Origin of the sequence: Lentibacter algarum, assembly GCF_040580765.1 — a bacterium.
Classification (GTDB): domain Bacteria; phylum Pseudomonadota; class Alphaproteobacteria; order Rhodobacterales; family Rhodobacteraceae; genus Lentibacter; species Lentibacter algarum.
Map to the genome: position 1 here is coordinate 387,904 of NZ_CP158687.1, position 24,313 is coordinate 412,216.

Annotated in this window: 22 protein-coding genes and 1 tRNA gene; 16 read left to right on the top strand and 7 right to left on the bottom strand. The window is 56.0% G+C overall.

Annotated features, from left to right (window positions below; genetic code table 11):
• The first annotated feature begins 19 nt into the window (after positions 1-19).
• The 9 genes from crcB (at position 20) to DSM117340_RS01940 (ending at position 9,773) form a co-directional block, all read left to right on the top strand.
• Positions 20-397: a fluoride efflux transporter CrcB gene (gene crcB / locus DSM117340_RS01900; RefSeq protein WP_089887419.1), complete on the top strand. Its 378-nt coding sequence runs from the start codon at positions 20-22 to the stop codon at positions 395-397.
• The gene (locus tag DSM117340_RS01905; RefSeq protein WP_089887420.1) at positions 394-1,437 is read left to right on the top strand and encodes an RluA family pseudouridine synthase; all 1,044 of its coding nucleotides are present in this window, start codon (positions 394-396) and stop codon (positions 1,435-1,437) included. The genes crcB and DSM117340_RS01905 overlap by 4 nt, the downstream gene beginning before the upstream one ends.
• On the top strand, positions 1,434-2,099 hold the full coding sequence (locus DSM117340_RS01910) for an HAD-IA family hydrolase (RefSeq protein ID WP_089887422.1): 666 nt from the start codon (positions 1,434-1,436) through the stop codon (positions 2,097-2,099). The genes DSM117340_RS01905 and DSM117340_RS01910 overlap by 4 nt, the downstream gene beginning before the upstream one ends.
• Positions 2,096-2,809 carry an ATP12 family protein gene (locus tag DSM117340_RS01915; RefSeq protein ID WP_089887424.1) on the top strand — a complete coding sequence of 238 codons (714 nt, stop codon included), beginning with the start codon at positions 2,096-2,098 and terminating at the stop codon, positions 2,807-2,809. Before DSM117340_RS01910 ends, DSM117340_RS01915 begins: the two co-directional genes overlap by 4 nt.
• Positions 2,810-3,012: 203 nt before the next feature.
• Entirely contained in the window at positions 3,013-4,032 is a 1,020-nt protein-coding gene (locus tag DSM117340_RS01920) for an amino acid ABC transporter substrate-binding protein (RefSeq protein WP_089887425.1), read from the top strand.
• A gap of 133 nt (positions 4,033-4,165) precedes the next feature.
• A complete protein-coding gene (locus DSM117340_RS01925; protein WP_089887427.1) occupies positions 4,166-5,386 on the top strand; it encodes an ABC transporter permease subunit in 1,221 nt (406 codons plus the stop codon).
• Between the two features lie 3 nt (positions 5,387-5,389).
• A complete protein-coding gene (locus DSM117340_RS01930; protein WP_089887429.1) occupies positions 5,390-6,688 on the top strand; it encodes an amino acid ABC transporter permease in 1,299 nt (432 codons plus the stop codon).
• A gap of 15 nt (positions 6,689-6,703) precedes the next feature.
• Entirely contained in the window at positions 6,704-7,471 is a 768-nt protein-coding gene (locus DSM117340_RS01935) for an amino acid ABC transporter ATP-binding protein (RefSeq protein WP_089887431.1), read from the top strand.
• A 130-nt stretch (positions 7,472-7,601) separates the two neighbouring features.
• The gene (locus DSM117340_RS01940) at positions 7,602-9,773 is read left to right on the top strand and encodes a DEAD/DEAH box helicase (RefSeq protein ID WP_089887432.1); all 2,172 of its coding nucleotides are present in this window, start codon (positions 7,602-7,604) and stop codon (positions 9,771-9,773) included.
• Between the two features lie 6 nt (positions 9,774-9,779).
• Here the strand turns inward: DSM117340_RS01940 and DSM117340_RS01945 are convergent, their stop codons facing one another.
• The 3 genes from DSM117340_RS01945 to DSM117340_RS01955 all read right to left on the bottom strand — a co-directional run bounded on the left by DSM117340_RS01945 (position 9,780) and on the right by DSM117340_RS01955 (position 11,622).
• Positions 9,780-10,850, bottom strand: coding sequence for a 5-(carboxyamino)imidazole ribonucleotide synthase (locus DSM117340_RS01945; RefSeq protein WP_089887434.1), 1,071 nt, complete (start codon positions 10,848-10,850; stop codon positions 9,780-9,782).
• Positions 10,843-11,328, bottom strand: a complete 486-nt coding sequence (gene purE, locus DSM117340_RS01950) for a 5-(carboxyamino)imidazole ribonucleotide mutase (protein ID WP_089887436.1) — start codon at positions 11,326-11,328, stop codon at positions 10,843-10,845. The genes DSM117340_RS01945 and purE overlap by 8 nt, the downstream gene beginning before the upstream one ends.
• Positions 11,329-11,397: 69 nt before the next feature.
• A complete protein-coding gene (locus tag DSM117340_RS01955; RefSeq protein ID WP_089887437.1) occupies positions 11,398-11,622 on the bottom strand; it encodes a DUF465 domain-containing protein in 225 nt (74 codons plus the stop codon).
• 163 nt (positions 11,623-11,785) lie between these two features.
• Here DSM117340_RS01955 and DSM117340_RS01960 point away from each other — a divergent pair, with 163 nt between their 5' ends.
• Together DSM117340_RS01960 and DSM117340_RS01965 are read left to right on the top strand one after the other, a co-directional pair.
• Complete coding sequence (locus DSM117340_RS01960; protein ID WP_089887439.1) at positions 11,786-12,205, top strand: Hsp20 family protein; 420 nt, start codon at positions 11,786-11,788, stop codon at positions 12,203-12,205.
• An 11-nt stretch (positions 12,206-12,216) separates the two neighbouring features.
• The gene (locus DSM117340_RS01965; RefSeq protein ID WP_089887440.1) at positions 12,217-12,444 is read left to right on the top strand and encodes a DUF1150 family protein; all 228 of its coding nucleotides are present in this window, start codon (positions 12,217-12,219) and stop codon (positions 12,442-12,444) included.
• Positions 12,445-12,511: 67 nt separating this feature from the next.
• Here the strand turns inward: DSM117340_RS01965 and DSM117340_RS01970 are convergent, their stop codons facing one another.
• Positions 12,512-14,227, bottom strand: coding sequence for a bifunctional sulfate adenylyltransferase/adenylylsulfate kinase (locus tag DSM117340_RS01970; RefSeq protein ID WP_089887442.1), 1,716 nt, complete (start codon positions 14,225-14,227; stop codon positions 12,512-12,514).
• Here DSM117340_RS01970 and DSM117340_RS01975 point away from each other — a divergent pair.
• The 5 genes from DSM117340_RS01975 to DSM117340_RS01995 all read left to right on the top strand — a co-directional run bounded on the left by DSM117340_RS01975 (position 14,218) and on the right by DSM117340_RS01995 (position 21,257).
• On the top strand, positions 14,218-14,358 hold the full coding sequence (locus tag DSM117340_RS01975; protein ID WP_177170606.1) for a hypothetical protein: 141 nt from the start codon (positions 14,218-14,220) through the stop codon (positions 14,356-14,358). The two genes, DSM117340_RS01970 and DSM117340_RS01975, sit on opposite strands and share 10 nt — an antisense overlap.
• Before the next feature lie 128 nt (positions 14,359-14,486).
• On the top strand, positions 14,487-16,889 hold the full coding sequence (locus tag DSM117340_RS01980; RefSeq protein WP_354689839.1) for an FAD-dependent oxidoreductase: 2,403 nt from the start codon (positions 14,487-14,489) through the stop codon (positions 16,887-16,889).
• Position 16,890: 1 nt separating this feature from the next.
• Entirely contained in the window at positions 16,891-18,432 is a 1,542-nt protein-coding gene (locus DSM117340_RS01985; RefSeq protein ID WP_089887445.1) for a trimethylamine methyltransferase family protein, read from the top strand.
• Between the two features lie 9 nt (positions 18,433-18,441).
• On the top strand, positions 18,442-19,113 hold the full coding sequence (locus DSM117340_RS01990; RefSeq protein ID WP_089887447.1) for a TetR/AcrR family transcriptional regulator: 672 nt from the start codon (positions 18,442-18,444) through the stop codon (positions 19,111-19,113).
• 104 nt (positions 19,114-19,217) lie between these two features.
• Positions 19,218-21,257, top strand: coding sequence for an NADH:flavin oxidoreductase (locus DSM117340_RS01995; protein WP_089887448.1), 2,040 nt, complete (start codon positions 19,218-19,220; stop codon positions 21,255-21,257).
• An 86-nt stretch (positions 21,258-21,343) separates the two neighbouring features.
• Here DSM117340_RS01995 and DSM117340_RS02000 read toward each other — a convergent pair.
• The 3 genes from DSM117340_RS02000 to DSM117340_RS02010 all read right to left on the bottom strand — a co-directional run bounded on the left by DSM117340_RS02000 (position 21,344) and on the right by DSM117340_RS02010 (position 24,306).
• A tRNA-Arg gene (locus DSM117340_RS02000) sits at positions 21,344-21,420 on the bottom strand.
• A 102-nt stretch (positions 21,421-21,522) separates the two neighbouring features.
• Positions 21,523-22,899 carry a HAMP domain-containing sensor histidine kinase gene (locus DSM117340_RS02005; protein ID WP_089887450.1) on the bottom strand — a complete coding sequence of 459 codons (1,377 nt, stop codon included), beginning with the start codon at positions 22,897-22,899 and terminating at the stop codon, positions 21,523-21,525.
• Positions 22,900-22,914: 15 nt separating this feature from the next.
• Positions 22,915-24,306 carry an FAD-dependent oxidoreductase gene (locus DSM117340_RS02010; RefSeq protein ID WP_089887451.1) on the bottom strand — a complete coding sequence of 464 codons (1,392 nt, stop codon included), beginning with the start codon at positions 24,304-24,306 and terminating at the stop codon, positions 22,915-22,917.
• Positions 24,307-24,313: the final 7 nt, after the last annotated feature.

The window sequence follows — 24,313 nt, forward strand, 5'->3', positions numbered from 1 at the left end:
CCCCTGAGACAGACCGCCCATGTTGACATCACTTTTACATGTAGCTCTTGGCGGGGCCCTTGGCGCGAGTGCGCGTTACTTGGTTGGCGTGGGGGCCGTTCGATTTTTGGGCCATGGCTTTCCTTGGGCGACCTTGGTGGTCAATGTCCTTGGTAGCCTTGCGATGGGCGCGCTTGTGGTGCTTTTGGCCCAGAAGGATGCGACCCGCTTGGCGCCTTTGTTGATGACGGGGCTGCTTGGCGGCTTTACGACGTTTTCGGCGTTTTCGCTTGATGCCGTCACGCTCTATGAGCGGGGACAGGTCGGCGCGGCGGCGGTATATGTTGCGGTGTCTGTGGTGTTCTCAATCGGCGCGCTGTTTGCGGGTATGACCCTTATGAAAGGAGCCCTCCAATGAGCGGCGTTCAAATGATTACTGTAGAGGCTGGCGAAGGCGACCAGCGTCTGGACCGCTGGTTGAAGCGGCGCTTTCCGATGCTCAAGCAGGGGCAGATCGAAAAGATGTGCCGCAAGGGTGATTTGCGTGTTGAAGGTGGGCGGGTGAAGACCTCGACCCGCGTTGAAGAGGGCCAGAATGTGCGCATACCGCCGCTGCCTGAAACGCCCGCGCCCGAATATGAGCCTCCGAGCAAGATTTCGGCGGCTGACACCAAGATGATCCAGTCTTGCGTGATGTATAAAGACGATCAGATGATCGTGCTGAACAAGCCGACAGGGCTTCCGACGCAGGGCGGCTCAAAGCAGCTGAAGCATGTCGACGGGCTGGCCGAGGCTTTGAAGTTTGGTTTTGATGAAAAACCACGGCTTGTGCACCGTTTGGATAAAGATACCTCGGGTATTCTGGTTCTGGCGCGTACGCGGCTTGCTGCGAAAACGTTGACCGAGGCGTTCCGCCACCGTGAGACTCGTAAGATCTACTGGGCCGCTGTCGCAGGTGTACCCAATCCGCGCATGGGCATGATCCGCTGGGGGCTTGTGAAGGCTGCGGGGCATGGCGCCAAGGGCGAGGGCGAAAAGATGATGTGTGTGCATCCGCGCGCCGTGGACCGTACGGAAGGCGCAAAGCGCGCCCAGACCGATTTTATGGTTCTGGAAAATGCGGGCCAGCGTTGTGCTTGGGTTGCGATGGTTCCTGTGACGGGACGTACGCACCAGCTCCGAGCGCATATGGCGGAACTTGGACATCCGATCATTGGCGATGGAAAGTATGGCGGCTCAAGCCAAGAGAACCTTGGTGACGGCTGGGGCGCGCAGCTTGGCGGCGGGCTGAGCAAAAAGCTGCATCTTCACGCACGCTATTTGCGGATCGAGCATCCAGAGACACGCAAGGTGATGGAATTCCGTGCGCCTTTGCCTGAGCATATGGAAGAGACATGGGACACGTTTCAGTGGGTTGAGAGCGATGCGCTGTCTGATCCGACTGAGGAGATGTCATGAGAGTAGTGATCTTTGATGTCGATGGAACACTCGTCGACAGCCAAGATGATATTTGCGCCGCCATGGGCGCGGCTTTTGCGAGCGTGGGCGCGGATGTGCCGAGCCGCGCGGAGATCTGCTCGATTGTTGGTCTGTCGTTGCCTGAGGCGATGGCTGTGCTTGCGCCTGAACGCGCGGCCGATCATGTGGCGCTCGTAGAGGGCTATAAGGCATCCTATATGAGCCTGCGGGCCGAGAAGGGGACGGCCGAATCGTCTCCGCTATATGACGGGGCTTTGGCTGCTTTGGAGCGCTTGCGGGCGGAGGATGAAACGCTTTTGGCCGTGGCGACAGGCAAGTCGCGGCGCGGCCTTGATAAGCTTTTGCAAGGCCATGGGCTAACGGGGTATTTTGTTTCCGAGCAAGTGGCGGATTTTCATCCATCCAAGCCGCATCCTGCGATGCTTGAGGCTGTGTTGCGGGACACGGGGCTTGCGCCGCATCAGGCTGTGATGGTGGGCGACACCCGATTTGATATGGAAATGGCGCGGGCGGCAGGGATTGCCACTATCGGTGTCCGGTGGGGATACCATGCGCCTGAGACACTTGGCGCGGACAGGCTGATTGGCCATTTTGACGAGCTTTATGACGCGGTAAACGCGCTGTTGGGAGTATCTGCATGAGCGAATGGAAAATGAAGCGCTTTTGGAGCGAAGTGACGCCAAAGCCCGTTGAGGGTGGATTTGCTATCGAGCTTGACGGACGAGGTGTGAAGACGCCTGCCAAGACGGCTTTGATTGTGCCGAATGCCGTTCTGGCTGAGCGAGTCGCGCAAGAGTGGCGTGCCGTTGAGGCCGAGATTGACCCATCAAAAATGCCCTATACCCGCTCCGCCAATGCGGCGATTGATAAGGTGGCCGTGCAGCATAGCGAAGTGGCGGGGCTGATCGCTGATTATGCGGGAACCGACCTGCTTTGCTATCGCGCCGAATCGCCTATCGAGCTGCAAGAGCGTCAGGCCGCCGCATGGGACGGCGCTTTGGATTGGGCGCGCGAGCGATTTGGACTTGAGCTGTCGATTGCGACGGGTGTGATGCCTGTCAGGCAAGCGGACGCGAGTCTTGCACGGGCGCTTGAGCTCTGTGAGGCGATGAGTGCGTTTTCTTTGACGGCGTTTCACGATCTGGTCAGTATGAGCGGATCTTTTGTCTTGGGGCTGAGGGCGGCAGAGGGCTGTGATACGGCTGAAAACTTATGGAATACCTCACGAATCGACGAAACTTGGCAGGAAGAGCAATGGGGTGTTGATGATGAGGCCAGCGAAATGGCAGCGCTCAAGATGACTCAATTCCGACATGCCTATGCGTTTTACCATGCATGCGTAAGGCCTTGAGAAACCAAGCTTAACGCTAGGTAAATCAAGGGAAAATCGAACACCTGTTAAAGGTCTTTTTACATTTCACAGTCTTGACCTTTGGCCCGAAATGCGACCAAACTCGTCGCCACTGGAGAGGCAACTCTCCGAAAAACCAACCCTGGTTTGGGAGAACTGGGATAAACCGTCTGCTCAAAGGCGGACAATAGGAAGAGGTAATCATGAAAAAAACCGTATTTCTTGGCGCACTGACAGTCGCGGGCCTCGCGGCTGGCGTTGCAGCTGCCGGCACGCTTGACGATGTTAAAGCGCGTGGCAAGCTGAACTGTGGTGTGACCACTGGCCTCGTCGGCTTCGCGGCTCCAGACGCCAACGGCGAATGGAACGGCTTCGACGTTGCTGTATGCCGCGCTGTTGCTGCAGCGACACTGGGCGATCCAGCGGCTGTAGAATTTGTACCGACAACAGGCAAGACACGCTTCACAGCGCTTGCTTCGGGCGAAATCGACATGCTGGCACGTAACACCACATGGACATTCTCACGCGATGTTGACCTGAAGTTCACTTTCACAGGTGTTAACTACTACGACGGTCAAGGCTTCATGGCTCCTAAGGCTCTGGGCGTAAGCTCGGCCAAAGAACTTGATGGCGCGACAGTATGTATCCAGACAGGTACAACAACTGAGCTGAACCTCGCGGACTTCTTCCGTGCGAACAACATCAGCTACCAGCCAGTGCCAATCGAAACAAACTCGGAAGCACAGCAGCAGTACCTTGCTGGTGCATGCGATGTTTTCACAACAGACGCATCAGGCCTCGCGGCGACACGCGCTACATTTGAAGCGCCTGGCGACCACGTTCTGCTGCCAGAAATCATCTCAAAAGAGCCACTCGGCCCACTCGTTCGCCACGGCGACGATGAGTGGAGCGACGTTGTCCGTTGGACACTCAACGCTCTGATCACGGCTGAAGAGCTCGGTGTGACATCAGCCAACATCGGCGAAATGTCAGCGGCTGCCGGTGGCAACCCTGAGATCAACCGTCTGCTCGGCACAGAAGGCAACCTGGGCGAAATGCTTGGCCTGTCAGCTGACTGGGCTGCCAAAGCCATCATGGCAAGCGGCAACTACGGAGAGATCTTCGAGAAGAACATTGGTGAAGCGACACCAATCGGTCTCTCACGTGGCCTCAACGCACAGTGGACAAATGGTGGTCTTCTCTACTCACCACCCTTCCGCTAAGACCTGACCGGAAAGGGCGCGGAACTCCGCGCCCTTTTCATATCCGCTACGATCACAAAAATAAGAAACTGGTCTCTCACCGCGCAACGACGCGACTCTTGAGGAGAGCCAGCCAACCACGGGGACGTCCTAGATGACGACACTTACCGATCCTCCAGAAGGTGCGTTTCGGCTTTCAATGTTGCTGAACGACACGCGCTATCGGTCTTATACCTTCCAAGGCATTGCGCTCGTTTTGCTTATCTCTGTTGTGGTCTATCTTGCCAACAACGTGATGACCAACCTGCGCGACTTGGGTCTCAACATCAGCTATGAGTTTTTGGGAAGCCCTGCGGGCTATGACATCAACCAAACGCTAATTGGATATGATAGCCAATCCACCAATTTGCGTGCCGCTTTTGTCGGGATCATCAACACGATGCTTGTTGCTGTGCTGGCATGTACAACAGCGACCTTCTTCGGTGTGATTGCTGGTGTTCTGAGGTTGTCCAACAACTGGCTCGTTCGAAAGCTTATGGCTTTTTATGTGGAAATCTTCCGCAACGTGCCCGTACTGATCTGGATCATCATCATCTTCACTGTCCTGACGGCTGTTTTGCCAGGTTCGCGCGCTTATCTCGGCGCGGAACCAGAGAAAGAGCTATTTCTTGGATATTTTGCGTTTACCAACCGTGGTGTTTACGCGCCTGCGCCGATTTGGAACGCGGGCTCTGGCGTCGTGATTGCGGTGTTTATCGCGTCAATCATCGGAATTTTCGCCTACCGCCGCTATGCAAAGAACCTGCTCTATGCGACAGGCAAGCTTCTTCCAACAGGGTGGCCGACACTGGCAATTCTGATTGTACCGACAGTTCTGGCGTTTTTCATCATGGGTCAACCGATCGGCCTTGATGCGCCTGATCCTTTGGCCAACCGCTTTAACCTGAAGGGTGGCATCCAAATTGGTGCCCCATTGATTGCGCTTTGGTTCGCTCTGTCGATCTATACGGGAGCGTTCATTGCGGAAAACGTGCGGGCTGGTATTCAGGCTGTGTCGAAGGGGCAAACAGAAGCGGCTGCGGCTCTGGGGCTACGCTCGGGGCGGGTCATGAACCTTGTGGTTCTGCCACAGGCGCTGCGCGTGATCATTCCGCCGCTGATTTCGAACTATCTCAATATCACCAAGAACACATCGCTCGCGATTGCTGTGGGCTATGCCGATATCACAGCGACTTTGGGGGGCATCACGCTCAACCAAACCGGTCGTGCGATTGAATGTGTGTTGCTCTTGATGCTCTTCTATCTTGTCATTTCGCTTGGGATTTCAATGTTGATGAACGTCTATAACAACGCCATGAAGCTGAAGGAGCGCTGAGCCATGTCAGATAAACGTGCAGACTCTGTCGCCTTTGTGCGCGAGACTTTCTTGGCGGAACAACCCGCTCCCGCATCGGCGACGGGTGTTGTCAGATGGTTGCAAGACAATTTGTTCCCAACATGGGCCAACGGATTGCTCACGATTGTGTCGCTTTATGTGATCTATTTGCTTGTCTCATCGGCAGCGCCGTGGATGTTCAATGGATTGTGGAACACCCAGAGCCTTTCTGAGTGCCGCGAGGTTCTGGATGGAGCTACGGGAGCTTGCTTCTCGGTTCTGACAGAACGCTGGAACCAGCTTCTCTTTGGTTTCAAGTATCCACCAGACCAATACTGGCGTCCGACGCTAGCCTTTGTCTTGATGTTCGCCGCACTTGCGCCTGTTCTTTTCTTTGACTTGCCACGCAAGCTTTTGATCATCACTGCGCTCTTCCCGTTTACGGCCTACTGGCTGATCTGGGGCGGTACGATCTTTACGCCGCTGGTTGCGCTTTTGGGTGTGGTTGCCGGCTATTTGGTCTACGCACGCTTTGTCAAAGGGAGCTTCGCAACGGGTGCTCTTGGTGGCGTGGCAGCAGCCATTGCTGTTTGGATGATTGGCGGCGCATTGATCCCTGACGGCGCCAACGATACGGCCATGTTGTCTGCCGTTCCAAGCCGCGACTTGGGGGGCTTTATGCTCAACATGATGCTGGGCCTTACATGTGTGTCGCTCTCGGTTCCGATCGGGATTGCGCTGGCCCTTGGGCGTCAGTCGAGCTTGCCGCTGATCAAGATCATCTGCGTGGTGTTCATTGAATTCATTCGCGGTGTGCCTTTGATTACGCTTTTGTTCGTGGCCAACGTGATGCTTGCGTACTTCTTCCCGCCCGGCTCCGGCGTGGACCTCTTCTTGCGCGTGGTGATCATGATCACCATGTTCTCAGCGGCCTATATCGCTGAGGTGATCCGAGGTGGCCTCGCGGCTTTGCCAAAGGGTCAGTACGAGGCGGCTGACAGTCTTGGCCTTGATTATCCGCAAGCCATGCGCCTGATCATCCTGCCGCAAGCGCTCAAGATCTCCATTCCGGGGATTGTGAACGTGGCCGTGGGCCTCTTCAAAGACACAACACTGGTGTCTGTGATTTCTATGTTCGACCTTGTCGGCATGATCCGCGGACCCATTCTTGCCTCAACCGAATGGAACGGCATTTACTGGGAGCTCTTCATGTTTGCTTCCGTGCTGTTCTTCATCGTTTGCTACGGCATTTCACAATATTCGCAGTGGCTCGAACGCCGTCTTGCGACAGATCACCGTTAAAGGGAGGGTTGGGCAATGGCCGAGACCGCACAGATGAAAGTTTCCGACGAAGTCGCGATCAGCATCGAAAATATGAACAAGTGGTATGGCTCGTTTCACGTGCTACGCGACATTGATCTGACGGTGTATCAGGGCGAGCGTATTGTGATTTGTGGGCCGTCAGGCTCGGGCAAGTCGACGCTGATCCGCTGCATCAACGCGTTGGAAGAGCATCAGCAAGGCAAGATCGAAGTTGATGGCACATTGCTGTCTTCGGATCTCAAAAACATCGATAAAATTCGCTCGGAAGTGGGTATGTGCTTTCAGCACTTCAACCTCTTCCCGCATCTGACGATTTTGGAGAACTGCACCTTGGCGCCGATCTGGGTGCGTAAAACGCCCAAGAAAGAAGCTGAAGAGATAGCGATGCACTTCCTTGAGAAGGTGAAGATTCCTGATCAGGCTAACAAATATCCGGGTCAGCTTTCGGGCGGGCAGCAGCAGCGGGTTGCGATCGCACGTTCGCTCTGCATGAAGCCACGGATCATGCTGTTTGACGAACCGACATCAGCGCTTGACCCAGAGATGATCAAAGAAGTTCTAGATACGATGATCGAGCTGGCGGAAGAGGGCATGACCATGCTCTGCGTGACCCACGAGATGGGTTTTGCCCGTCAGGTCGCCAACCGCGTTATCTTTATGGACCAAGGCCAGATTGTTGAGCAAAATGAACCTGAAGAGTTCTTCAACAATCCTAAGTCGGACCGTACACAACTCTTCTTGAGCCAGATTTTGGGTCACTAAGACCAGTGAACACGATATGAAGAGGGCGGGAGCGAGCTTCCGCCCTTTTTTCTTTGCCCCTATACAAGCGGTGCAAAAGGCTTTAAACGCGGGCGCTTGATCAGACCTTTAGCCCAAAGCAGGCCCTCCCTTGAAAAATGCACTCTCCCAAGCGCTTGAAACGCGCGGATATGACACGCTCACACCCGTTCAGCTCGCTGTCACCCAACCAGACCTAGAAGGCAGAGACATGCTCGTCTCGGCGCAGACGGGTTCGGGCAAGACCGTGGGCTTTGGCCTCGCGATTGCTGGCTCGGTTCTGGGCGAGGCTGAGGCCTTTGGCCCCGCGTCCGCCCCTCTGGCCTTGGTGATTGCGCCGACGCGCGAGCTTGCCTTGCAGGTGAAACGCGAGTTCGTTTGGCTCTATGGCAACACAGGAGCCCAGATTGCTTCGACTGTTGGTGGCATGGATATGCGTGACGAACGCCGCGCACTGGACCGCGGCGCGCATGTTGTTGTGGCGACGCCAGGCCGTCTGCGCGACCATATCATGCGGGGCAGTATTGACCTCTCAGAGCTGAAGGCCGTCGTACTGGACGAAGCTGACGAAATGCTGGACCTTGGCTTTCGCGAAGATCTTGAGTTTATTCTCTCTGAAGCCCCAGAAGAGCGCCAGACCTTGCTCTTTTCGGCGACTGTGCCTGCGGCGATCGCCAAGCTGGCCAAGAGCTATCAGAAAGATGCTGTGCGCGTTGAAACTGTTGCTGAGGAGAAGCAGCACGCCGACATCACTTATGAGGCACTGAATGTGTCGCAGCGCGATGCGGAAAACGCGATCATCAATGTGTTGCGCTATCACGAAGCGCCTAACACAATCATTTTTGGCAACACCCGTGCAATTGTGAACCGTCTCACAACACGGCTTTCAAACCGCGGCTTTGCTGTTGTCGCGCTGTCGGGAGAGTTGAGCCAAGCTGAGCGCACCCACGCCTTGCAGGCAATGCGCGACGGTCGTGCCCGGGTATGTGTGGCAACGGATGTCGCTGCGCGCGGGATCGACTTGCCCAAACTTGACCTCGTTATTCATGCTGAGCTTCCGAACAACCACGAAACGCTTTTGCACCGTTCAGGCCGTACAGGCCGCGCGGGGCGCAAGGGTACGTCTGTTCTGATTGTGCCGCCGAAGGCGCGTAAAAAGGCAGAGCGCCTTTTGAGCTGGGCAAAATTGACTGCCAACTGGGCAGAAGCGCCATCAGCGGACGCGGTTCTTGAGCGCGACGCCGAGCGGATGCTCGCGGATCCGGCATGGCATGAAGCCGTGCCTGAGTCCGAGGCTTCGCGTGTGGCTATGTTGGCTGAAGCCTTTACAGCTGAGCAGCTGGCAGCGGCATATTTGCGCCTCTACCAGCAGCATCACTCAGCACCTGAAGACCTTGCGAACTCTGGGGCCTCTGAGCCGCGCGCTCCGCGTGAGCCCTTTGGGCCGAGTGTCTGGTTTGCTTTGGCTGGTGGCAACAACGGCGGAGCCGAGCCACGCCGTGTCTTGCCAGCGATCTGTACGGCAGGCGGGCTGAACAAAACTGACATCGGCGCGATCCGTATTGGGCCAGATGAGAGCTATATCGAAATTCGCCAAGCCAGTGTTGCGAGTTTCCTGAGCGCCTTGGGCGACGGAATGAAAGTGGAGGGAGCCGCGATCAAGAAGCTTGATACAGCGCCTGATCTCGCAAATCTTCCCAAGCCGACCTTTAAGCCACGCGACAGCAAGCCACGCTTTGACAAAGGGCGTGGTGGTGACAAACCACGGTATGACAAGCCAAAGGGTGACGGCCCACGGGGTGATAAACCGCGCTATGACAGGCCCACGGGCGATGCCCCCCGCGGTGACAAGCCACGTTTTGACAAACCCAAGGGCGATAAGCCACGGTTTGACAAACCTAAGGGTGAGACACCTTGGGGTGAGAAGCCTCGCTATGAGAAGCCAAAGGGTGAGCGTCCGTCAAAGCCAAAGCGCCCTGAAGACAGCCGCCCCAAAGGCGTTGTAAGCGAGCCGAAGAAGCCAGCGGGCAAGAAGCCTGCGCCACGGAACGCGGCCAACCCTTCAGAGCGGATGGATTCTAAGGGCAAACGTCCTGCGCGCGGCGCGGCGGCGGCTGGCGGCGACAAGCCACGCTGGAAGACTGCTGGCAAGAAAGGCCCGAGCGACGGCACTGCTCCGCCTAAGGGCAAAGGCAAGCCAAGCTCAAAGAAGAACAAGGCACGCCGAGCCGAGTCTGATGGCGGCGCTAAAGGCGGAAACTTTGCGCCTAAGCGTAAAGGCTAAAAAAGCTTAGGGGCGCTTGATGTGGTTGACGTGACCCATCTTGCGCCCTTTTTTCACTTCGGCCTTGCCGTAGAGGTGAAGCGCTGCATCAGCTGACTTTGCAAGCTCTGGCACGCGGTCCATATCGTCGCCAATCAGGTTTTCCATGACAATATCCGCGTGACGCGCACCATTGCCCAAGGGCCAGCCCGCGACGGCGCGGATGTGCTGTTCAAACTGATCAACCGTGCAGCCGTTTTGTGTCCAGTGGCCTGAATTGTGAACGCGCGGGGCGATTTCATTGACGAGCAGGCCATTGGGTGTGACGAAAAGCTCGACACCCATGACGCCGACGTACTCAAGTGCATTGAGGACGCGCGCCGCGAGCAGGACAGCATCTGTGCGCAGGCTTGCGGGGATCACGGCAGGCACAGTCGTCGTGCGTAGAATGCCGCCCTCGTGGACGTTTTCCCCAGGATCATAGCAGGACACTTCGCCTGACGGCCCGCGCGCTGCGATGATGCTGATTTCTTTGGTGAAGCTGATGAAGCCTTCCAGCACAGACGGAGCCCCGGCCATCGCTTCCCATGCGGGGGCGATATCGGCTTCGGTCTCAAGGCGCGCTTGGCCCTTGCCATCATAGCCGAAGCGGCATGTCTTGAGGATTGCTGGGAGGCCCACTTTGGCGACGGCTGCGCGCAGATCTTCTTCTGAATTGACATGGGCGTAGGGCGCGACTGTCAGGCCGAGGTTTGTGAGGAAGTCTTTTTCGATCAGGCGGTCCTGAGAGATTCGCAGGGCCTCGCGTGAGGGGTGAATAGGGCGGATGGCTTCGAGCGTATCTAGCGCGGATGTGGGAATATTTTCGAACTCATAGGTGATCACATCGACGCTGTCGGCGAATTTTTTGAGAGCGCTTTCGTCTTCGTAGCTGGCTTGCAAATGGTAGTTCGCAACATGGCTGGCAGGGCAGTCTCCGGCAGGCTCGAACACACAAGTTTTGAAGCCGAGACGGGCTGCGGCAACTGAGAGCATACGCCCAAGCTGGCCTCCGCCGAGAATGCCGATGGTGCTGCCTTGGGCGAGAGGGTTAGTCATCTGTGGGTTCCTCGGGGATGGAGGCGGAGAGGGCCTCGCGCCATGTGTCAAGGCGTGCTGCCAGTTCTGCGTCTTGCAAGGCAAGGATGCCCGCGGCCATCAGGCCAGCGTTGGCTGCGCCTGCAGAGCCGATCGCCATTGTTGCGACTGGGAAGCCTTTGGGCATCTGGACGATGGAATAGAGGCTATCAACGCCTGAGAGCGCCTTGGTCTGTACAGGTACGCCAACCACAGGCACGCGGGTCTTGGAGGCCATCATACCAGGGAGGTGGGCGGCGCCACCAGCGCCAGCGATGATCACTTGAAGGCCACGCGCGGCGGCCTCTTTTCCATAGGTCCAGAGACGGTCTGGTGTGCGGTGTGCAGAGACAATTTTTGTCTCATAGCTCACGCCCAGTTCGTCAAGAACGATGGCGGCTTCTTTCATTGTGGCCCAGTCTGACTGGCTGCCCATAATGATCCCGATTTTGACACTCATGACGTAGCTCCGATCCTTAAGAAGCGCGCACTATAGGCGGTTTTGGTGGCGGCGCAATGGCACGGCGTTTCAGGCGATAATGTCAGGAAGAAGCCTGTCTTCGATCAGCGCGATTTTGTCTTTTAGCTGGAGCTTTTGTTTTTTCAGGCGGCGTATCGTGAGCTGGTCGGCTGTGCCCTTCTCAATAAGTGCTTCGATGGCTTGATCCAGATCGCGATGCTCGTGCTTGAAGACTTCAAGCTCAAACCGCAGCACGTCTTCGTTCTTCATCGCGAGGTCATTGGGGGCATTCATTGGCGCTGTGATTCCATTTGGGGCAAGAGCTGTAAGATACTGAAAGAATGCATTTTCGCAAAGCTCTTGCAGAGCTTGTGCAGCTTTCCCATATTAGAGGAAGTCAGGTTGCCACAATGGGGCCTGTGAATACACACTGTCGCTTAAGCAAAAAGGGCGTGTCATGAGCAAACTTACTTTGGGATCACATCCCTATCTCTTGGGCTTTGAACAGCTGGAGCGCCTTTTGGAGCGCACGGCCAAGTCTGGCAACGAGGGCTACCCTCCTTTCAATATTGAGCAAACCTCGCACAATTCCTATCGCATCACGCTTGCCGTTGCTGGCTTTGCGGAGGAAGACCTAGCGATCACAATCGAAGACAAGCAGCTTGTTATTCGTGGTCGTCAGTCAGACGACAGCGAGGAGCGGGTCTTTCTGCACCGTGGGATCGCGGCGCGCCAGTTCCAACGCTCTTTTGTCTTGGCTGATGGGGTCGAGGTGGGCGAAGCCCTCATCGAGAATGGACTTTTGCATATTGATCTTACACGCGCGGAGCCTGAGCAGGTTGTGCAGACGATCAAGATCAAGTCGGGCAAAAAGTAAGGAGAGACAATATGAATACAGTTTATGATTTTGCGGACGATGTTGAGCAGCCGATTGTGTATGTACGCGAAGTGGCACTCGCGGATCTTCCTGAAGAGGTTCGCGCCGAAGCGACGGGGCTGAAAAAGCTCTATGCGTTGCATGATGCATCGGGTGAGCGCTTGGCCCTTGTGAAGGACCGCAAGCTTGCCTTCATGCTGGCGCGTCAGAACGATATGACGCCTGTTACGGCGCACTAAGCGACACGCATTGATAGAAAAGGCGCGGTGCTGATGCCCGCGCCTTTTTGCGTTGCTGGTGTATGCCTTACTGAGCGGCGATCAGGCCCATGCTTTCAAGCTTGAGCAGCACTTGGTGTGCGCAATTGTCGACATCGACATTCTCGGTTTCGACGCTGAGTTCAGGGCTGGCCGGAACATCATAGGGGTCTGAAATTCCTGTGAACTCTTTGATCTTTCCTTCACGCGCGAGTTTGTAGAGACCTTTACGGTCGCGGCGCTCGCATTCTTCAATACTGGTGGCGACGTGGACTTCCACAAAGGCACCAAAGGCCTCGACGTCTTCACGGACGGCGCGGCGGGTGGTGGCGTAGGGCGCGATTGGAGCGCAGATGGCGATGCCGCCGTTCTTTGTAATTTCGCTTGCAACATAGCCGATGCGGCGGATGTTCAGATCGCGGTGCTCTTTTGAGAAGCCAAGCTCTGAGGAGAGGTTTTTGCGAACGATATCGCCATCAAGCAGAGTGACAGGACGGCCACCCATTTCCATCAGCTTGACCATGAGGGCGTTGGCGATGGTGGATTTGCCTGACCCCGAGAAGCCTGTGAAGAACACGGTAAAGCCTTGCTGTGAGCGTGGCGGGCGGGTTTTGCGCAGTTCTGATACGACTTCGGGGAATGAGAACCATTCTGGGATCTCCAAGCCCTCAGCGAGGCGGCGGCGTAGTTCTGTGCCGGAAATGTTGAGAATTGTGACATCGTCTTTGTCTTTGATTTCGTCCATTGGCTCGTATTGGGCGCGCTCGGCGACCCAGACCATATGCTTGAAGTCCACCATTTCGATTCCGATTTCGTCTTGGTGGGTGCGGAAGAGGTCTTGGGCGTCATAGGGGCCGTAGAAGTCCTCGCCTGCGGAGTTTTTACCGGGGCCAGCGTGGTCGCGACCCACGATGAAGTGTGTGCAGCCGTGGTTGGCACGGATCAGGCCATGCCAGACCGCTTCACGCGGGCCTGCCATGCGCATCGCAAGATTGAGCAGGCTCATTGATGTCGTGGAGGCAGGATATTTGTCTAGAACTGCTTCATAGCAGCGTACGCGCGTGAAGTGGTCGACATCACCAGGTTTTGTCATGCCAACAACGGGATGGATGAGCAGGTTGGCTTGGGCTTCGCGCGCGGCGCGGAAGGTCAGCTCTTGGTGCGCGCGGTGGAGTGGGTTGCGCGTCTGGAAGGCGACAACCTTGCGCCAGCCGAGCTTGCGAAAATAGGCGCGCAGCTCGTTGGGCGTGTCGCGACGACCGCGGAAGTCATAGTGCACGGGCTGCTGGATGCCTGTCACGGGGCCACCGAGGTAGATCTTGCCTGCTTGGTTGTGCAAATAGTTCACGGCGGGGTGCGCATCATCGTCTGCGCCGAACACCATCTCGGCTTCGCGGGCTTTGTTTGGTTCCCAGCGGTCTGTGACTGTCATTGTGGCGAGGATGACGCCCTCTTGGTCACGCAGGGCGATATCTTGGCCAAGTTCGAGCTTGGCTGCGAAGTCCTCATTCACATCCAATGTGATAGGCATGGGCCAGAGCGCGCCGCTTTCAAGGCGCATGTTCTCAACGACGCCATCATAGTCTGCCTCGCTGAGAAAGCCTTTGAGCGGGTTGAAGCCGCCATTCATCAAAAGCTCTAGATCGCAAATCTGACGCGGTGTCAGATCGTGGCTGACCAAATCGGCAGCTTCGACTTTGAGTTTTTGGGCGCTTTCATAGGATACGTAAAGCTCGGGAATGGGGGCGAGATTGGGTGCGAACATTGTTACTACTCTTGGGCTGTGGCGAAGCGCTGACGCTCGCTCGTTATCGTTTGGTCTGGGTCAGCTATGCCAGCGACAAGGTAAATTTCAAGCTAAAGGGTGGCATTGTTGTGAAAAAGCGCCGTTTGTGAGTCATTTGGAGCGCAGGCTGTGAAACGAAAAAATCTCTAGACAGAAGTGTCTATTGTGTCGAAGCTTGTCCAAAATACAGTGAGTCGGCGGAGCAGCACGTCTCCTGTGGCCAGATGGGAGAAGAGACATGAATTCGCATTATCGCGTTGTGGTTATCGGGGGTGGCGTTGTCGGGACGTCGGTTCTGTATCATCTGGCAAAGTTTGGCTGGAAAGATGTCTGCCTTTTGGAACGTTCCGTACTGACTGCGGGGTCCAGTTGGCACGCGGCTGGCGGATTTCATGCGCTCAATGCTGATCCGAATATTGCTCAGTTGCAGGCTTATACGATTGATCTTTTTGAAGAGATTCAGGAGGAAAGCGGTCAAAATATCGGCTTGCATATGACGGGTGGCCTGACGCTTGCTGGCACGCCCGACCGTTGGGAGTGGCTCCAGTCGGCGTATCGCACGTTTCAGTCAATTGGGATTGAGGATTGTCGCCTTGTGACGCCTGAAGAGGCAGGCGAGCTTTGCCCTATCATGTCAACGGAGGGTATCCTCGGAGGGATGTGGGCAGACCGGGAGGGCTATATCGATACCACAGGTACGGTCCACGCCTATGCTGGCGCAGCCAAGAAGCGCGGTGCGAGCATTTTTGAGCACACAAAGGTCGAGAGCCTTGAGCAGACAGCAGATGGCTGGCGCCTGATCACCGATAAGGGTGAGATCACTTGCGAGCATGTTGTCAACGCGGCGGGCCTTTGGGCCAAGCAAGTGGGGCGTATGGCCGGAATCGAGCTACCTGTTGCACCGCTTAAGCATCATTATTTAATTTCTGACACGATCCCTCAGCTGGAGGAGATCGACTTTGAAGTGCCGATGACAGTCGATCTGGAGGGGTTCACTTACCTTCGTCAGGATCAGAAGGGTGTTTTGCTCGGGATCTATGAGATCGACCACGAGCACTGGGCGCTGGATGGTGCGCCTTGGGATTATGGTATTGAGCTTTTTCAAGAGCAGACCGACCGGATAGAAAACGAGCTGACGCTGGGCTTTGAGCGGTATCCAGCGCTGCAAGAGGTGGGGGTTAAGACTTGGGTCAATGGCGCGTTTACCTTTGCGCCTGATGGCAATCCGCTGGTTGGCCCTGTGCGCGGCAAGCCAGGCTATTGGTGCGCTTGTGCTGTAATGGCTGGCTTCTTGCAGGGCGGCGGTGTTGGCAAATCGCTGGCCGAATGGATCATCCATGGCGAGCCTGAAGCCGATGTCTTTGGTATGGATGTGGCGCGCTTTGGGGATTTTGCCGAGAACCGCCAGTATATCAAGGAAACGACGGGTCAGTTTTATACCCGCCGTTTCGTGATGACCTACCCGAATGAGCAGCTGCCAGCAGGGCGACCTCTCAAGATGGCACCTGCCTATAGTGATATGACCGAGGCGGGCTGTCGCTGGGGCGTAAGCTATGGACTTGAAGTGCCGCTTTACTTTGCGCCCAAAGACTTTGTCGAAACGCCCACGCTCAAGCGCTCAAATGCGCATGACCTTGTGGCTGCAGAATGCAAAGCGACACGTGAGGCTGTTGGCTTGCTTGATATCTCGGGCTTCTCGCGCTTTGAGGTGACTGGTGAGGGCGCTGAGGCGTGGCTTGACCATATCATGGCCTCCAAGCTCCCAGCGCCAGGGCGTGCAAAGCTTGCGCCAATGCTCTCGGAAGCGGGCAAGCTCAAAGGGGATCTCACGATCTTTAATTGGGGCGATGGAACCTACTGGATCATGGGCAGCTACTATCTGCGCGAATGGCATATGCGCTGGTTTGATGATCATATGGGCGAGGGTGTGACCCTAAGCGATATTTCGGACAAGATGGTGGGCTTCTCCCTCTCTGGACCAAATTCTCGCAAAGTTTTGGAGAGGCTCACTGTTGATCCGATTGGCGACCTCAAATTCATGGGGTGTGGCAGCTACGACTTGGGCTTGCTTAAGTGTAAGATTGGGCGGCTCTCGCTGACAGGAGAGCTGGGGTATGAAATCAATTGTTCGGCTTCTGAGCACATTGCTCTGCGTAAAATGCTACTTGAGGCAGGAGCTGATCTTGGCATGCGCGAGGTTGGTTTTAATGCGATGCTCAGTATGCGGCTTGAAAAGAGCTTTGGGATCTGGAGCGCGGAGTTCACCCAAGGCTATACGGCGGCGCAGACGGGTATGGACCGCTGGATTGACTGGGATAAAGAATTTGTCGGTAAAGCAGCAGCACTGGCTGAGCAAAGCGGCAGCGGCCCCGCGCAAAAGCTGGTCATGCTTGAAGTCGAGGCCGACGGGGCCGATGCGAGCGGGTATGAGCCTATCTGGTCGGGCGGCGCGCTTGTCGGGTTTGTGACCTCGGGGGGATATGGCCACACCTTGGGCAAGTCCTATGCCATGGCCATGGTCAATCGCGAGCTGACGTCGGAGGGCACTGAGCTTTTGGTGCACGTCGTTGGCGCAGAGCGTGCAGCAAAAGTCATTGCGGCTTCGCCTTGTGACCCTGCTGGCAAAGCGATGCGGGGCTGAGATGGCAGAGACCAAAGCCAACAGACCCAGACGGCGCGGACGTGCCGACGCTAAGGCTGCGCCGTTTGAGCGCAAGACGAACTATCGCAATCTGAAAAATCCGTTTCCGCCAATGAAGGTGTTTTCAGACGATCAGATTGAAAACATGCATGAAACGGCTCTTCGCACTTTGGAAGAGCTGGGGATGCGTGTGCTTTTGCCTGAAGCCATCGCGATCTTTAAGGCCGGTGGTGCGCGGGTTGTGGGTGATATGGTGTACATCGGGCGCGAGATGGTTGCTGCGGCGCTTGCGAGCGCACCAAAGTCGATTGTGGGGCGCGGGGGCGCAAGCGAGCGCGATGTAACGCTTGAGCTTGGCAGTCTCGTTTTTCAGCCAGGCGCGGGTGCGCCGAATGCAACGGATCTTGTTCGGGGGCGCCGCCCCGGTTCTGCACGTGATTTTATCGAATATACGAAAATCGCTCATCACTATGATGTCTTTCAGATGATGTCGCCCTCTGTTGAGCCACAGGATGTGCCGACGCATCTGCGGCACTACTTTACGATGCAGACGCAGTTGGAGCTGACGGATAAGTTTCCCTTCGTTTTTGCGCGTGGGACGCCGCAGACGATGGATGGGTTTCGTATGCTGCAAGACTATCGCGGTGTGGACGACGAGACGTTTCTGTCTGATCCGTATTGTTACACGATCATCAATACCAACAGCCCGCGCACGCTTGATATCCCTATGGCGCAGGGGCTGATCGATTTTGCCCGCCACGGACAGCTTTCGATTGTTACTCCCTTTACGCTGATGGGAGCGATGGCACCTATTACTGTGGCTGGGGCTATCACGCTCAGTCATTCGGAGGCTTTGGCTGGCATCACGCTTACACAACTTGTCAGATCAGGTGCGCCCGTTTGTTATGGTACCTTCACCTCCAATGTGGATATGAAATCTGGCGCGCCTGCCTTTGGAACGCCTTCGCATTTTCAAGCCAGCCTTGCAGCGGGTCAGCTCGCGCGCTTTACAGGCCTGCCTTGGCGCTCGGCTGCGGGCTCGGCCTCAAACACCAATGATGTGCAAGCGGCGAACGAAAACCAGATGGGCCTTTGGGGCTGCCTCATGGCAGGGGCGACTGTGATTATTCACTCTGCAGGGTGGCTTGAGGGTGGATTGAGCGTCTCTTATGAGAAAGTCATCACCGACGCTGAAGTGCTCAATATGATAGCGGAGCTTTGCGCCGGAGCTGAGGCAGGGCCCGATGAGATCGGCTTTGAAAAGGCGATCAGCGAGGTGCAACCATCGGGACATTTCTTCGCAACAACGCAAACGATGGAGCGTTACAACACTGCGTTTTATGAGCCGCATGTGCATGACTACGCCAACTTTGGAACATGGACAGAGCGCGGCTCAGAGGATGCGAACACGCGGGCCACTAAAGTCTGGCAGGGTATCCTTGCGGCAGACAGCCGCCCTGCGGTGGACGAAACTCGGCTGGGCACGCTACAAGACTTTATTGCCAAACGCACGGAAGAAGGCGGTGCGCCGCCTGAAAGCTGAGGGAAACCCATGTCAAAAGCACCAGCCCTTCTTTTGCACCGTGATGATCCTGACAAGCCGCCGCTTGTGGGGCACGTCAAGGTCACGCGCGAAGACTGGCTGAATGTGGCGCGGGACATATTGATCAGTGAAGGCGTGGGGCAAGTGAAGGTGCTGGGGATTGCGGAGCGGCTCGACGTCTCGCGGTCATCTTTTTATTGGTATTTCAAGAGCCGCGAAGACTTGCTCAGCCAGCTTCTAGAGGATTGGAATGCCACCAACACAGGGATCATGATCCGTCATACAGAACTCCCTGCGAAGACCATAACGGGCGCGCTTAATAACTTCTTTCGCTGTGTTGTGGACCCAGAAGGCTTCAATCCGCAACTCGACTTTGCTGTGCGGGAATGGGCGCGGCGCGACGGCTCTGTGCGGCGTGTCATTGACCGAGCTGATGCGGCGCGCCAAGATGCGATTACCAAGATGTTTGAGCGTTACGGATATGATCCAGCTGAAGCTGATATTCGCGCGCGCGTGCTGTATTATCAGCAGATCGGTTACTATGCGCTCGATCTGGCCGAAACGCTGGAAGAACGGCTGACGCGGGTTGAGGGCTATCTCTATTGCTTTACAGGCGTTCTGCCCACAGCTGAAGAAGTTGCTGATTTTAGATCGTTTTCGCGCTCGGTGGATTTAACGTGAGGCGCTTATGAGGGTTGTGAGTGGAGCTAAGCTCGCTCAGTTATTTCTGTTCTTTTCTTAGGAATGCGAGCGTGTAAGCTCTGCCAAAACAAGCGAGGCTTATCATGAGCAAAGATGCTCTTCTGCAACCCTATCAGCTCAAACATCTGACGCTGAAAAACCGCATCATGACGACAAGCCATGAGCCAGCCTATCCTGAAAACGGGATGCCAACAGAGCGCTATCGTGCCTATCACGAGGCACGCGCCAAGGCGGGGGTGGCTCTTGCAATGACGGCAGGTTCGGCGGCTGTGAGCCGTGATAGTCCACCTGTGTTTAACAATATCCTCGCTTACAAAGACGAGGTTGTCCCATGGATGCGGGCGCTGAGCGACGCGTGTCACGAACATGGCTGTGCCGTGATGATCCAGCTCACGCACCTTGGCCGCCGTACCGGTTGGAACAAAGGCGACTGGCTGCCCTCGCTTGCGCCATCGCACAGCCGTGAGCCTGCGCACCGTGCTTTTCCGAAGATGATGGAAGACTTCGATATTGTGCGGATCATCGAGGACTATGCCGATGCGGCGGAGAGGATGCAGGCCGCAGGCCTAGATGGCATTGAGCTTCAAGCTTACGGCCACCTCATCGATCAGTTCTACTCGCCCTTCACCAACGATTGGTCCGCGCCTTATGGTGGCAGCCTTGAGAACCGTATGCGCTTTGGGTTTGAGGTGCTTGACGCGATCCGCAAACGTGTTGGGGACGAATTCGTTATCGGGGTGCGCTACACTGCAGATGAAGCCGAGGAGGGTGGCATCACGCCCGAAGAGGGCCTCAAGATCGCCCATGCGCTGAAAGCGAGTGGACAGGTCGATTTTCTGAATGTGATTCGTGGGCGTATTCATACCGATCCTGCGATGACCGATGTGATTCCTGTGCAGGGGATGCGTTCGGCGCCACATCTTGATTTTGCGGGTACTGTGCGCGCTGAAACAGGTATGCCGACTTTTCATGCCGCAAGAATTCCCGATGTGGCGACAGCGCGGCATGCTGTGACTTCTGGCCTGCTTGATATGGTGGGGATGACACGTGCGCATATGGCCGACCCTTTAATTGTGACGAAAATTATGGAAGGGCGCGAAGATGATATCCGGCCCTGTGTGGGCGCGACCTATTGTTTAGATCGCATCTATCAAGCGGGTGAAGCGCTCTGCATTCATAATGCTGCCACGGGCCGCGAACTGAGTATGCCTCATGAAATTGTACCTTCTGACAGCCCCAAGAAGGTTGTGATTGTCGGAGCCGGGCCCGCAGGTCTTGAGGCGGCGCGTGTGGCCGCCGAGCGGGGGCACAATGTAACCGTTTTTGAAGCTGCGTCCGAAGCAGGTGGACAGATCCGCCTTACCGCGCAAAACAAACGCCGAGCGGAAATGATCGGGATTATTGATTGGCGGATGGCACAATGTGCAGCCCGCGACGTGCAGTTTCGCTTCAATACCTATGCCGAGGCGCAGGATGTGCTCGGGCTCGCGCCTGATGTGGTGATCATTGCGACAGGTGGCTTGCCAGAGGTCACAGTGCTTGAGGCGGGCAATGAGCTTGCTGTGACAGGATGGGACATCATTGCAGGCGATGCAAAGCCTGGTGAGAATGTGCTGATCTTTGATGATGCGGGTGACCATACAGGACTGATGGCAGCGGAAGTCATCACGGCGGCGGGTGGGCATGTCGAAATTATGACCCGTGACCGCAGCTTTGCGCCTGAAGTGATGGGAATGAATCTCGTCCCTTATATGCGCAGCCTGCAAGAGAAAGATGCGGTGTTTACGGTTGGACGAACGCTGAAAAGCCTGAGCCGTAGGGGTAACAGACTATTGGCGCAGATTGGGACGGATTATTCGAGGTACGTCTCGGACTCCGAATATGACCAAGTTATTGTCAACCAAGGGACTCTGCCTCTGGATGAGCTCTACTTTTCACTAAAGCCACAAGCGTCGAACTTTGGCGAGATTGACCACGAGGTTTTGATTGGTGGGGAGGGGAAGCTTTTCCCACAGCGCAATCCTGAAGGGGGCTTTGTGCTCTACCGGATCGGGGATGCTGTCTCATCTCGCAACACGCATGCCGCAGTTTATGACGCTTTGAGGCATGGTATTTGTTGGTAATGCGCTAAAACCGGGAGACTTCTGGTGGCGGATAAGCTCAGAAGGATTTCCGCCATTTCAATCACGTTTAACGATGTTGTTTGAAATGGCGGACCGAGGAGGATTCGAACCCCCGACCCCCTGATTCGTAGTCAGGTACTCTATCCAGCTGAGCTATCGGTCCGTCGGAGGCAGGGATTAAGGCCTGCGCGCGTGCTTTGCAAGCGGGTTTTTGGAATAGTTTTGAACGAGCGGCAATTGACGGGGCTGTAAGTGACGAAACGCCTTATTTAGCTTGGCTGAGGCGGATCAAAAAACTTGTGCCCTCTTGATCTGAGCGTTCGAGTATCAGCGCGCCACCATGGCCTCGAATAAGCTCCGCTGCGATGGCGAGCCCCAGACCTGAGCCGCCTTTGCGCGCGCCACCGTGGAATGCTTCAAACAGATGCTTGCGGGCTTTCTCAGGAAGCCCCGGACCTGTGTCAGACACGCGAATTTCTACTGCGTTTTGGATGTTTGTTGCAGAAACGCGGACTTCGCCACTTTGGTTTGCGGTTTCAAGCGCTTGTCGGGCATTGCGCACAAGATTGCTGATGACGCGGTAGAGCTGTTCGCTGTCAGCATCGACGGTAAAGTTCTGAGGCAGATCGTCGACGAAACTGATTTCGCCATCGCTGCGGGTCAATTGTTCGGCTTCAAATACATCTTCGATGATTTCGTTGAGTTTAACTTTGGTGAGTCGTGGTGCAGGCTCTTCAGCTTTGCCAAAAGCCAATGTTGTCTCGCAGAGTTTGACCGCGCGGCTGATGGAGCCGACCAGCTTGGGGGCCATACGTTTGACTGTCGGGTCCTCGCTCATTTCGATGCGGTCGGTGAAGAGCTGGGCCGAGGTAAGGATGTTGCGCAGATCATGGCTGATTTTGGCGACAGCAGAGCCGAGCTGAGCGAGTCGCTCTTTTTGTTTGAGCGCGCTGGTCAATTGGGTTTCAAGCTTTTGCAAAGCGTCTTCGGCCTCGCGCAGTTCAGACACGCTTGCCGAGGGTTGAATGATGCGGTGCGCATCCTCAGGATTTGCCGCATAGGCTTGGATGTCGCCAACCACACGCTTGATTGGGCGTACCAAGAGAAGCTGCACTGCGAGAAACAACAAGACCGCTGTGAACACCGAAATGACCGCTGAAAGGAGTAGGATACGCAGGCCGTAGTCGATCATTGCGGCGCGTAGAGGGCCTGTTTCCATTGAAACTTCGATCAGCAGACCTGCTTCTCGAACAGGGTTTCCGATCACACGGATGACGCGATCTTCGGTATCAAAGAGCCGCGCTGTTGCATCGCGGATCAAGACGAAGGCCGAGGCGTTGCGCAGATCATAGGTTGCATAGATCGGTTTTGGCATCGGCGCAGAGAGGATCAGTTGTCGTGCTTCGTCGCGTCGCAGTACGACGTTGAACACCTCTGCATTGCGTAGAAGCTCCTCTTCTAAGTCGGCATCAATCATGTCGTCAGCTAGGAGGGCGAGGGAGGCAATCTGGCCGCGCTCAAGGCGACTTAGGAGATAGTCTTCGCGAAACCGCGCAATCGAGGGCACAAAGATCAGGATTTCTGCCAGCATCACGAAGATGATGGTCAAAACGAGAAAGCGCCCTGAAAGGGAGTTTAGCATAACCTGTGAAACCTCTTACGGCAGCCAGCGCTGAACTGCGCCAACCACTCTTTTCACCATATTACTCTCAAACAGGCGTGGAGAGAAATAGGCCCCAGCGACGCGCTTGTTGATTTCTCCAATGGTCGGGTAGGGCGCGACCATTGCTGCGATCTGGCCCATCTTCATTTTGTTGGCCAAAGCAAGCGCCCAAGTGTTGATCAGCTCGCCAGCTTGATGGCCCACAATGGTCGCGCCGACAGGGCGGCCTTTGACGATCATCACCTTGGCAAAGCCTTTTGTCTGGCCCTCGGCTATTGCGCGATCATTGCCCGCATAGTCAAAGCGGACGACTTCAAGATTGCCGCCGTGCTCTGCGCGGGCTTGGGCCTCTGTGAGGCCAACTTGAGCCAATTCAGGTGTGGTGTAGGTGGACCAAGGGATGTGGCGGTCACTTGCCTTTGCAGGAAGACCAAAGAGGGCTGAGCGGATAACCACGCCAGCGTGGTAGCCTGCAACATGAGTGAATTGCAGCCCGCCCGCCACGTCGCCAATGGCGTAGACGCGGCGATTGGTGGTTTTGAGGCCAGCATCGACCTTGATGCCTGTACGGGTTGTTTCGATCCCTGCAGCGCCAAGATCGAGCTTGTCGATATTGGCTTTGCGGCCCACGGCGACAAGCAAATGTGTGCCTTTGAAAACGCGACCATCTTTGGCTTCGACCTCGATGGCTCCAGCGGTGCCGCGAATTTCGGATGCGAGAGCGTCTTCTTCGATGAGAATGCCTTCTTTGCGCAAGCTGTCGAGCAAGACGCTTGCAGCCTCGGGATCGTCTTTACTTAAAGCTTTTGCGCCTTCGATTACGGTCACTTCGCAGCCAAGGCGTTTGTGCGCTTGGGCCATTTCTAGCCCGATTGGTCCGCCGCCGATGATCAGCAGGTGGTCGGGACGCTTGCGCAGCTGAAAGAGGGTTTCGTTGGTCTCATAGGGGACGCTCTCAAGACCTGGAATCGGCGGCACAAGCGGGCTTGAGCCAGTGGCAATAATGATGCGCCGTGCTTTGATTTCATAGTTGTCCGCCCGCACGATCTCTGGCGAGATAAACTGCCCATAAGCTTCAATGACACGGACGCCAAGGCCTTCGAAGCGCTCTACAGAATCATGTGGTGCAATCGTATCGATCACGGCCTGAACATGGTCTTGAGCGGCAGAGTAAGCCTTGGCGGGTGCACTGCCCTTGGCATGTGCCGCTTTGGCTTGGGAGAGAAGGGCTTTTGACGGGACACAGCCATAGTTTAGGCAGTCGCCACCCATTTTATGACCCTCAAGCAGCACCACGCTTGCGCCCATCTGTGAGGCGCCTGCCGCGACGGACAATCCGCCTGAGCCGCCGCCGATGACCAATAAATCTGTTTGAATGCGTTCCATACTGTCT

Coding starts and splice junctions, on each gene's coding strand:
- crcB (WP_089887419.1), top strand. CDS start 20: ATGTTGACATCACTTTTACATGTAGCTCTTGGCGGGGCCCTTGGCGCG.
- DSM117340_RS01905 (WP_089887420.1), top strand. CDS start 394: ATGAGCGGCGTTCAAATGATTACTGTAGAGGCTGGCGAAGGCGACCAG.
- DSM117340_RS01910 (WP_089887422.1), top strand. CDS start 1,434: ATGAGAGTAGTGATCTTTGATGTCGATGGAACACTCGTCGACAGCCAA.
- DSM117340_RS01915 (WP_089887424.1), top strand. CDS start 2,096: ATGAGCGAATGGAAAATGAAGCGCTTTTGGAGCGAAGTGACGCCAAAG.
- DSM117340_RS01920 (WP_089887425.1), top strand. CDS start 3,013: ATGAAAAAAACCGTATTTCTTGGCGCACTGACAGTCGCGGGCCTCGCG.
- DSM117340_RS01925 (WP_089887427.1), top strand. CDS start 4,166: ATGACGACACTTACCGATCCTCCAGAAGGTGCGTTTCGGCTTTCAATG.
- DSM117340_RS01930 (WP_089887429.1), top strand. CDS start 5,390: ATGTCAGATAAACGTGCAGACTCTGTCGCCTTTGTGCGCGAGACTTTC.
- DSM117340_RS01935 (WP_089887431.1), top strand. CDS start 6,704: ATGGCCGAGACCGCACAGATGAAAGTTTCCGACGAAGTCGCGATCAGC.
- DSM117340_RS01945 (WP_089887434.1), bottom strand. CDS start 10,850: ATGACTAACCCTCTCGCCCAAGGCAGCACCATCGGCATTCTCGGCGGA.
- purE (WP_089887436.1), bottom strand. CDS start 11,328: ATGAGTGTCAAAATCGGGATCATTATGGGCAGCCAGTCAGACTGGGCC.
- DSM117340_RS01955 (WP_089887437.1), bottom strand. CDS start 11,622: ATGAATGCCCCCAATGACCTCGCGATGAAGAACGAAGACGTGCTGCGG.
- DSM117340_RS01960 (WP_089887439.1), top strand. CDS start 11,786: ATGAGCAAACTTACTTTGGGATCACATCCCTATCTCTTGGGCTTTGAA.
- DSM117340_RS01965 (WP_089887440.1), top strand. CDS start 12,217: ATGAATACAGTTTATGATTTTGCGGACGATGTTGAGCAGCCGATTGTG.
- DSM117340_RS01970 (WP_089887442.1), bottom strand. CDS start 14,227: ATGTTCGCACCCAATCTCGCCCCCATTCCCGAGCTTTACGTATCCTAT.
- DSM117340_RS01980 (WP_354689839.1), top strand. CDS start 14,487: ATGAATTCGCATTATCGCGTTGTGGTTATCGGGGGTGGCGTTGTCGGG.
- DSM117340_RS01985 (WP_089887445.1), top strand. CDS start 16,891: ATGGCAGAGACCAAAGCCAACAGACCCAGACGGCGCGGACGTGCCGAC.
- DSM117340_RS01990 (WP_089887447.1), top strand. CDS start 18,442: ATGTCAAAAGCACCAGCCCTTCTTTTGCACCGTGATGATCCTGACAAG.
- DSM117340_RS01995 (WP_089887448.1), top strand. CDS start 19,218: ATGAGCAAAGATGCTCTTCTGCAACCCTATCAGCTCAAACATCTGACG.
- DSM117340_RS02005 (WP_089887450.1), bottom strand. CDS start 22,899: ATGCTAAACTCCCTTTCAGGGCGCTTTCTCGTTTTGACCATCATCTTC.
- DSM117340_RS02010 (WP_089887451.1), bottom strand. CDS start 24,306: ATGGAACGCATTCAAACAGATTTATTGGTCATCGGCGGCGGCTCAGGC.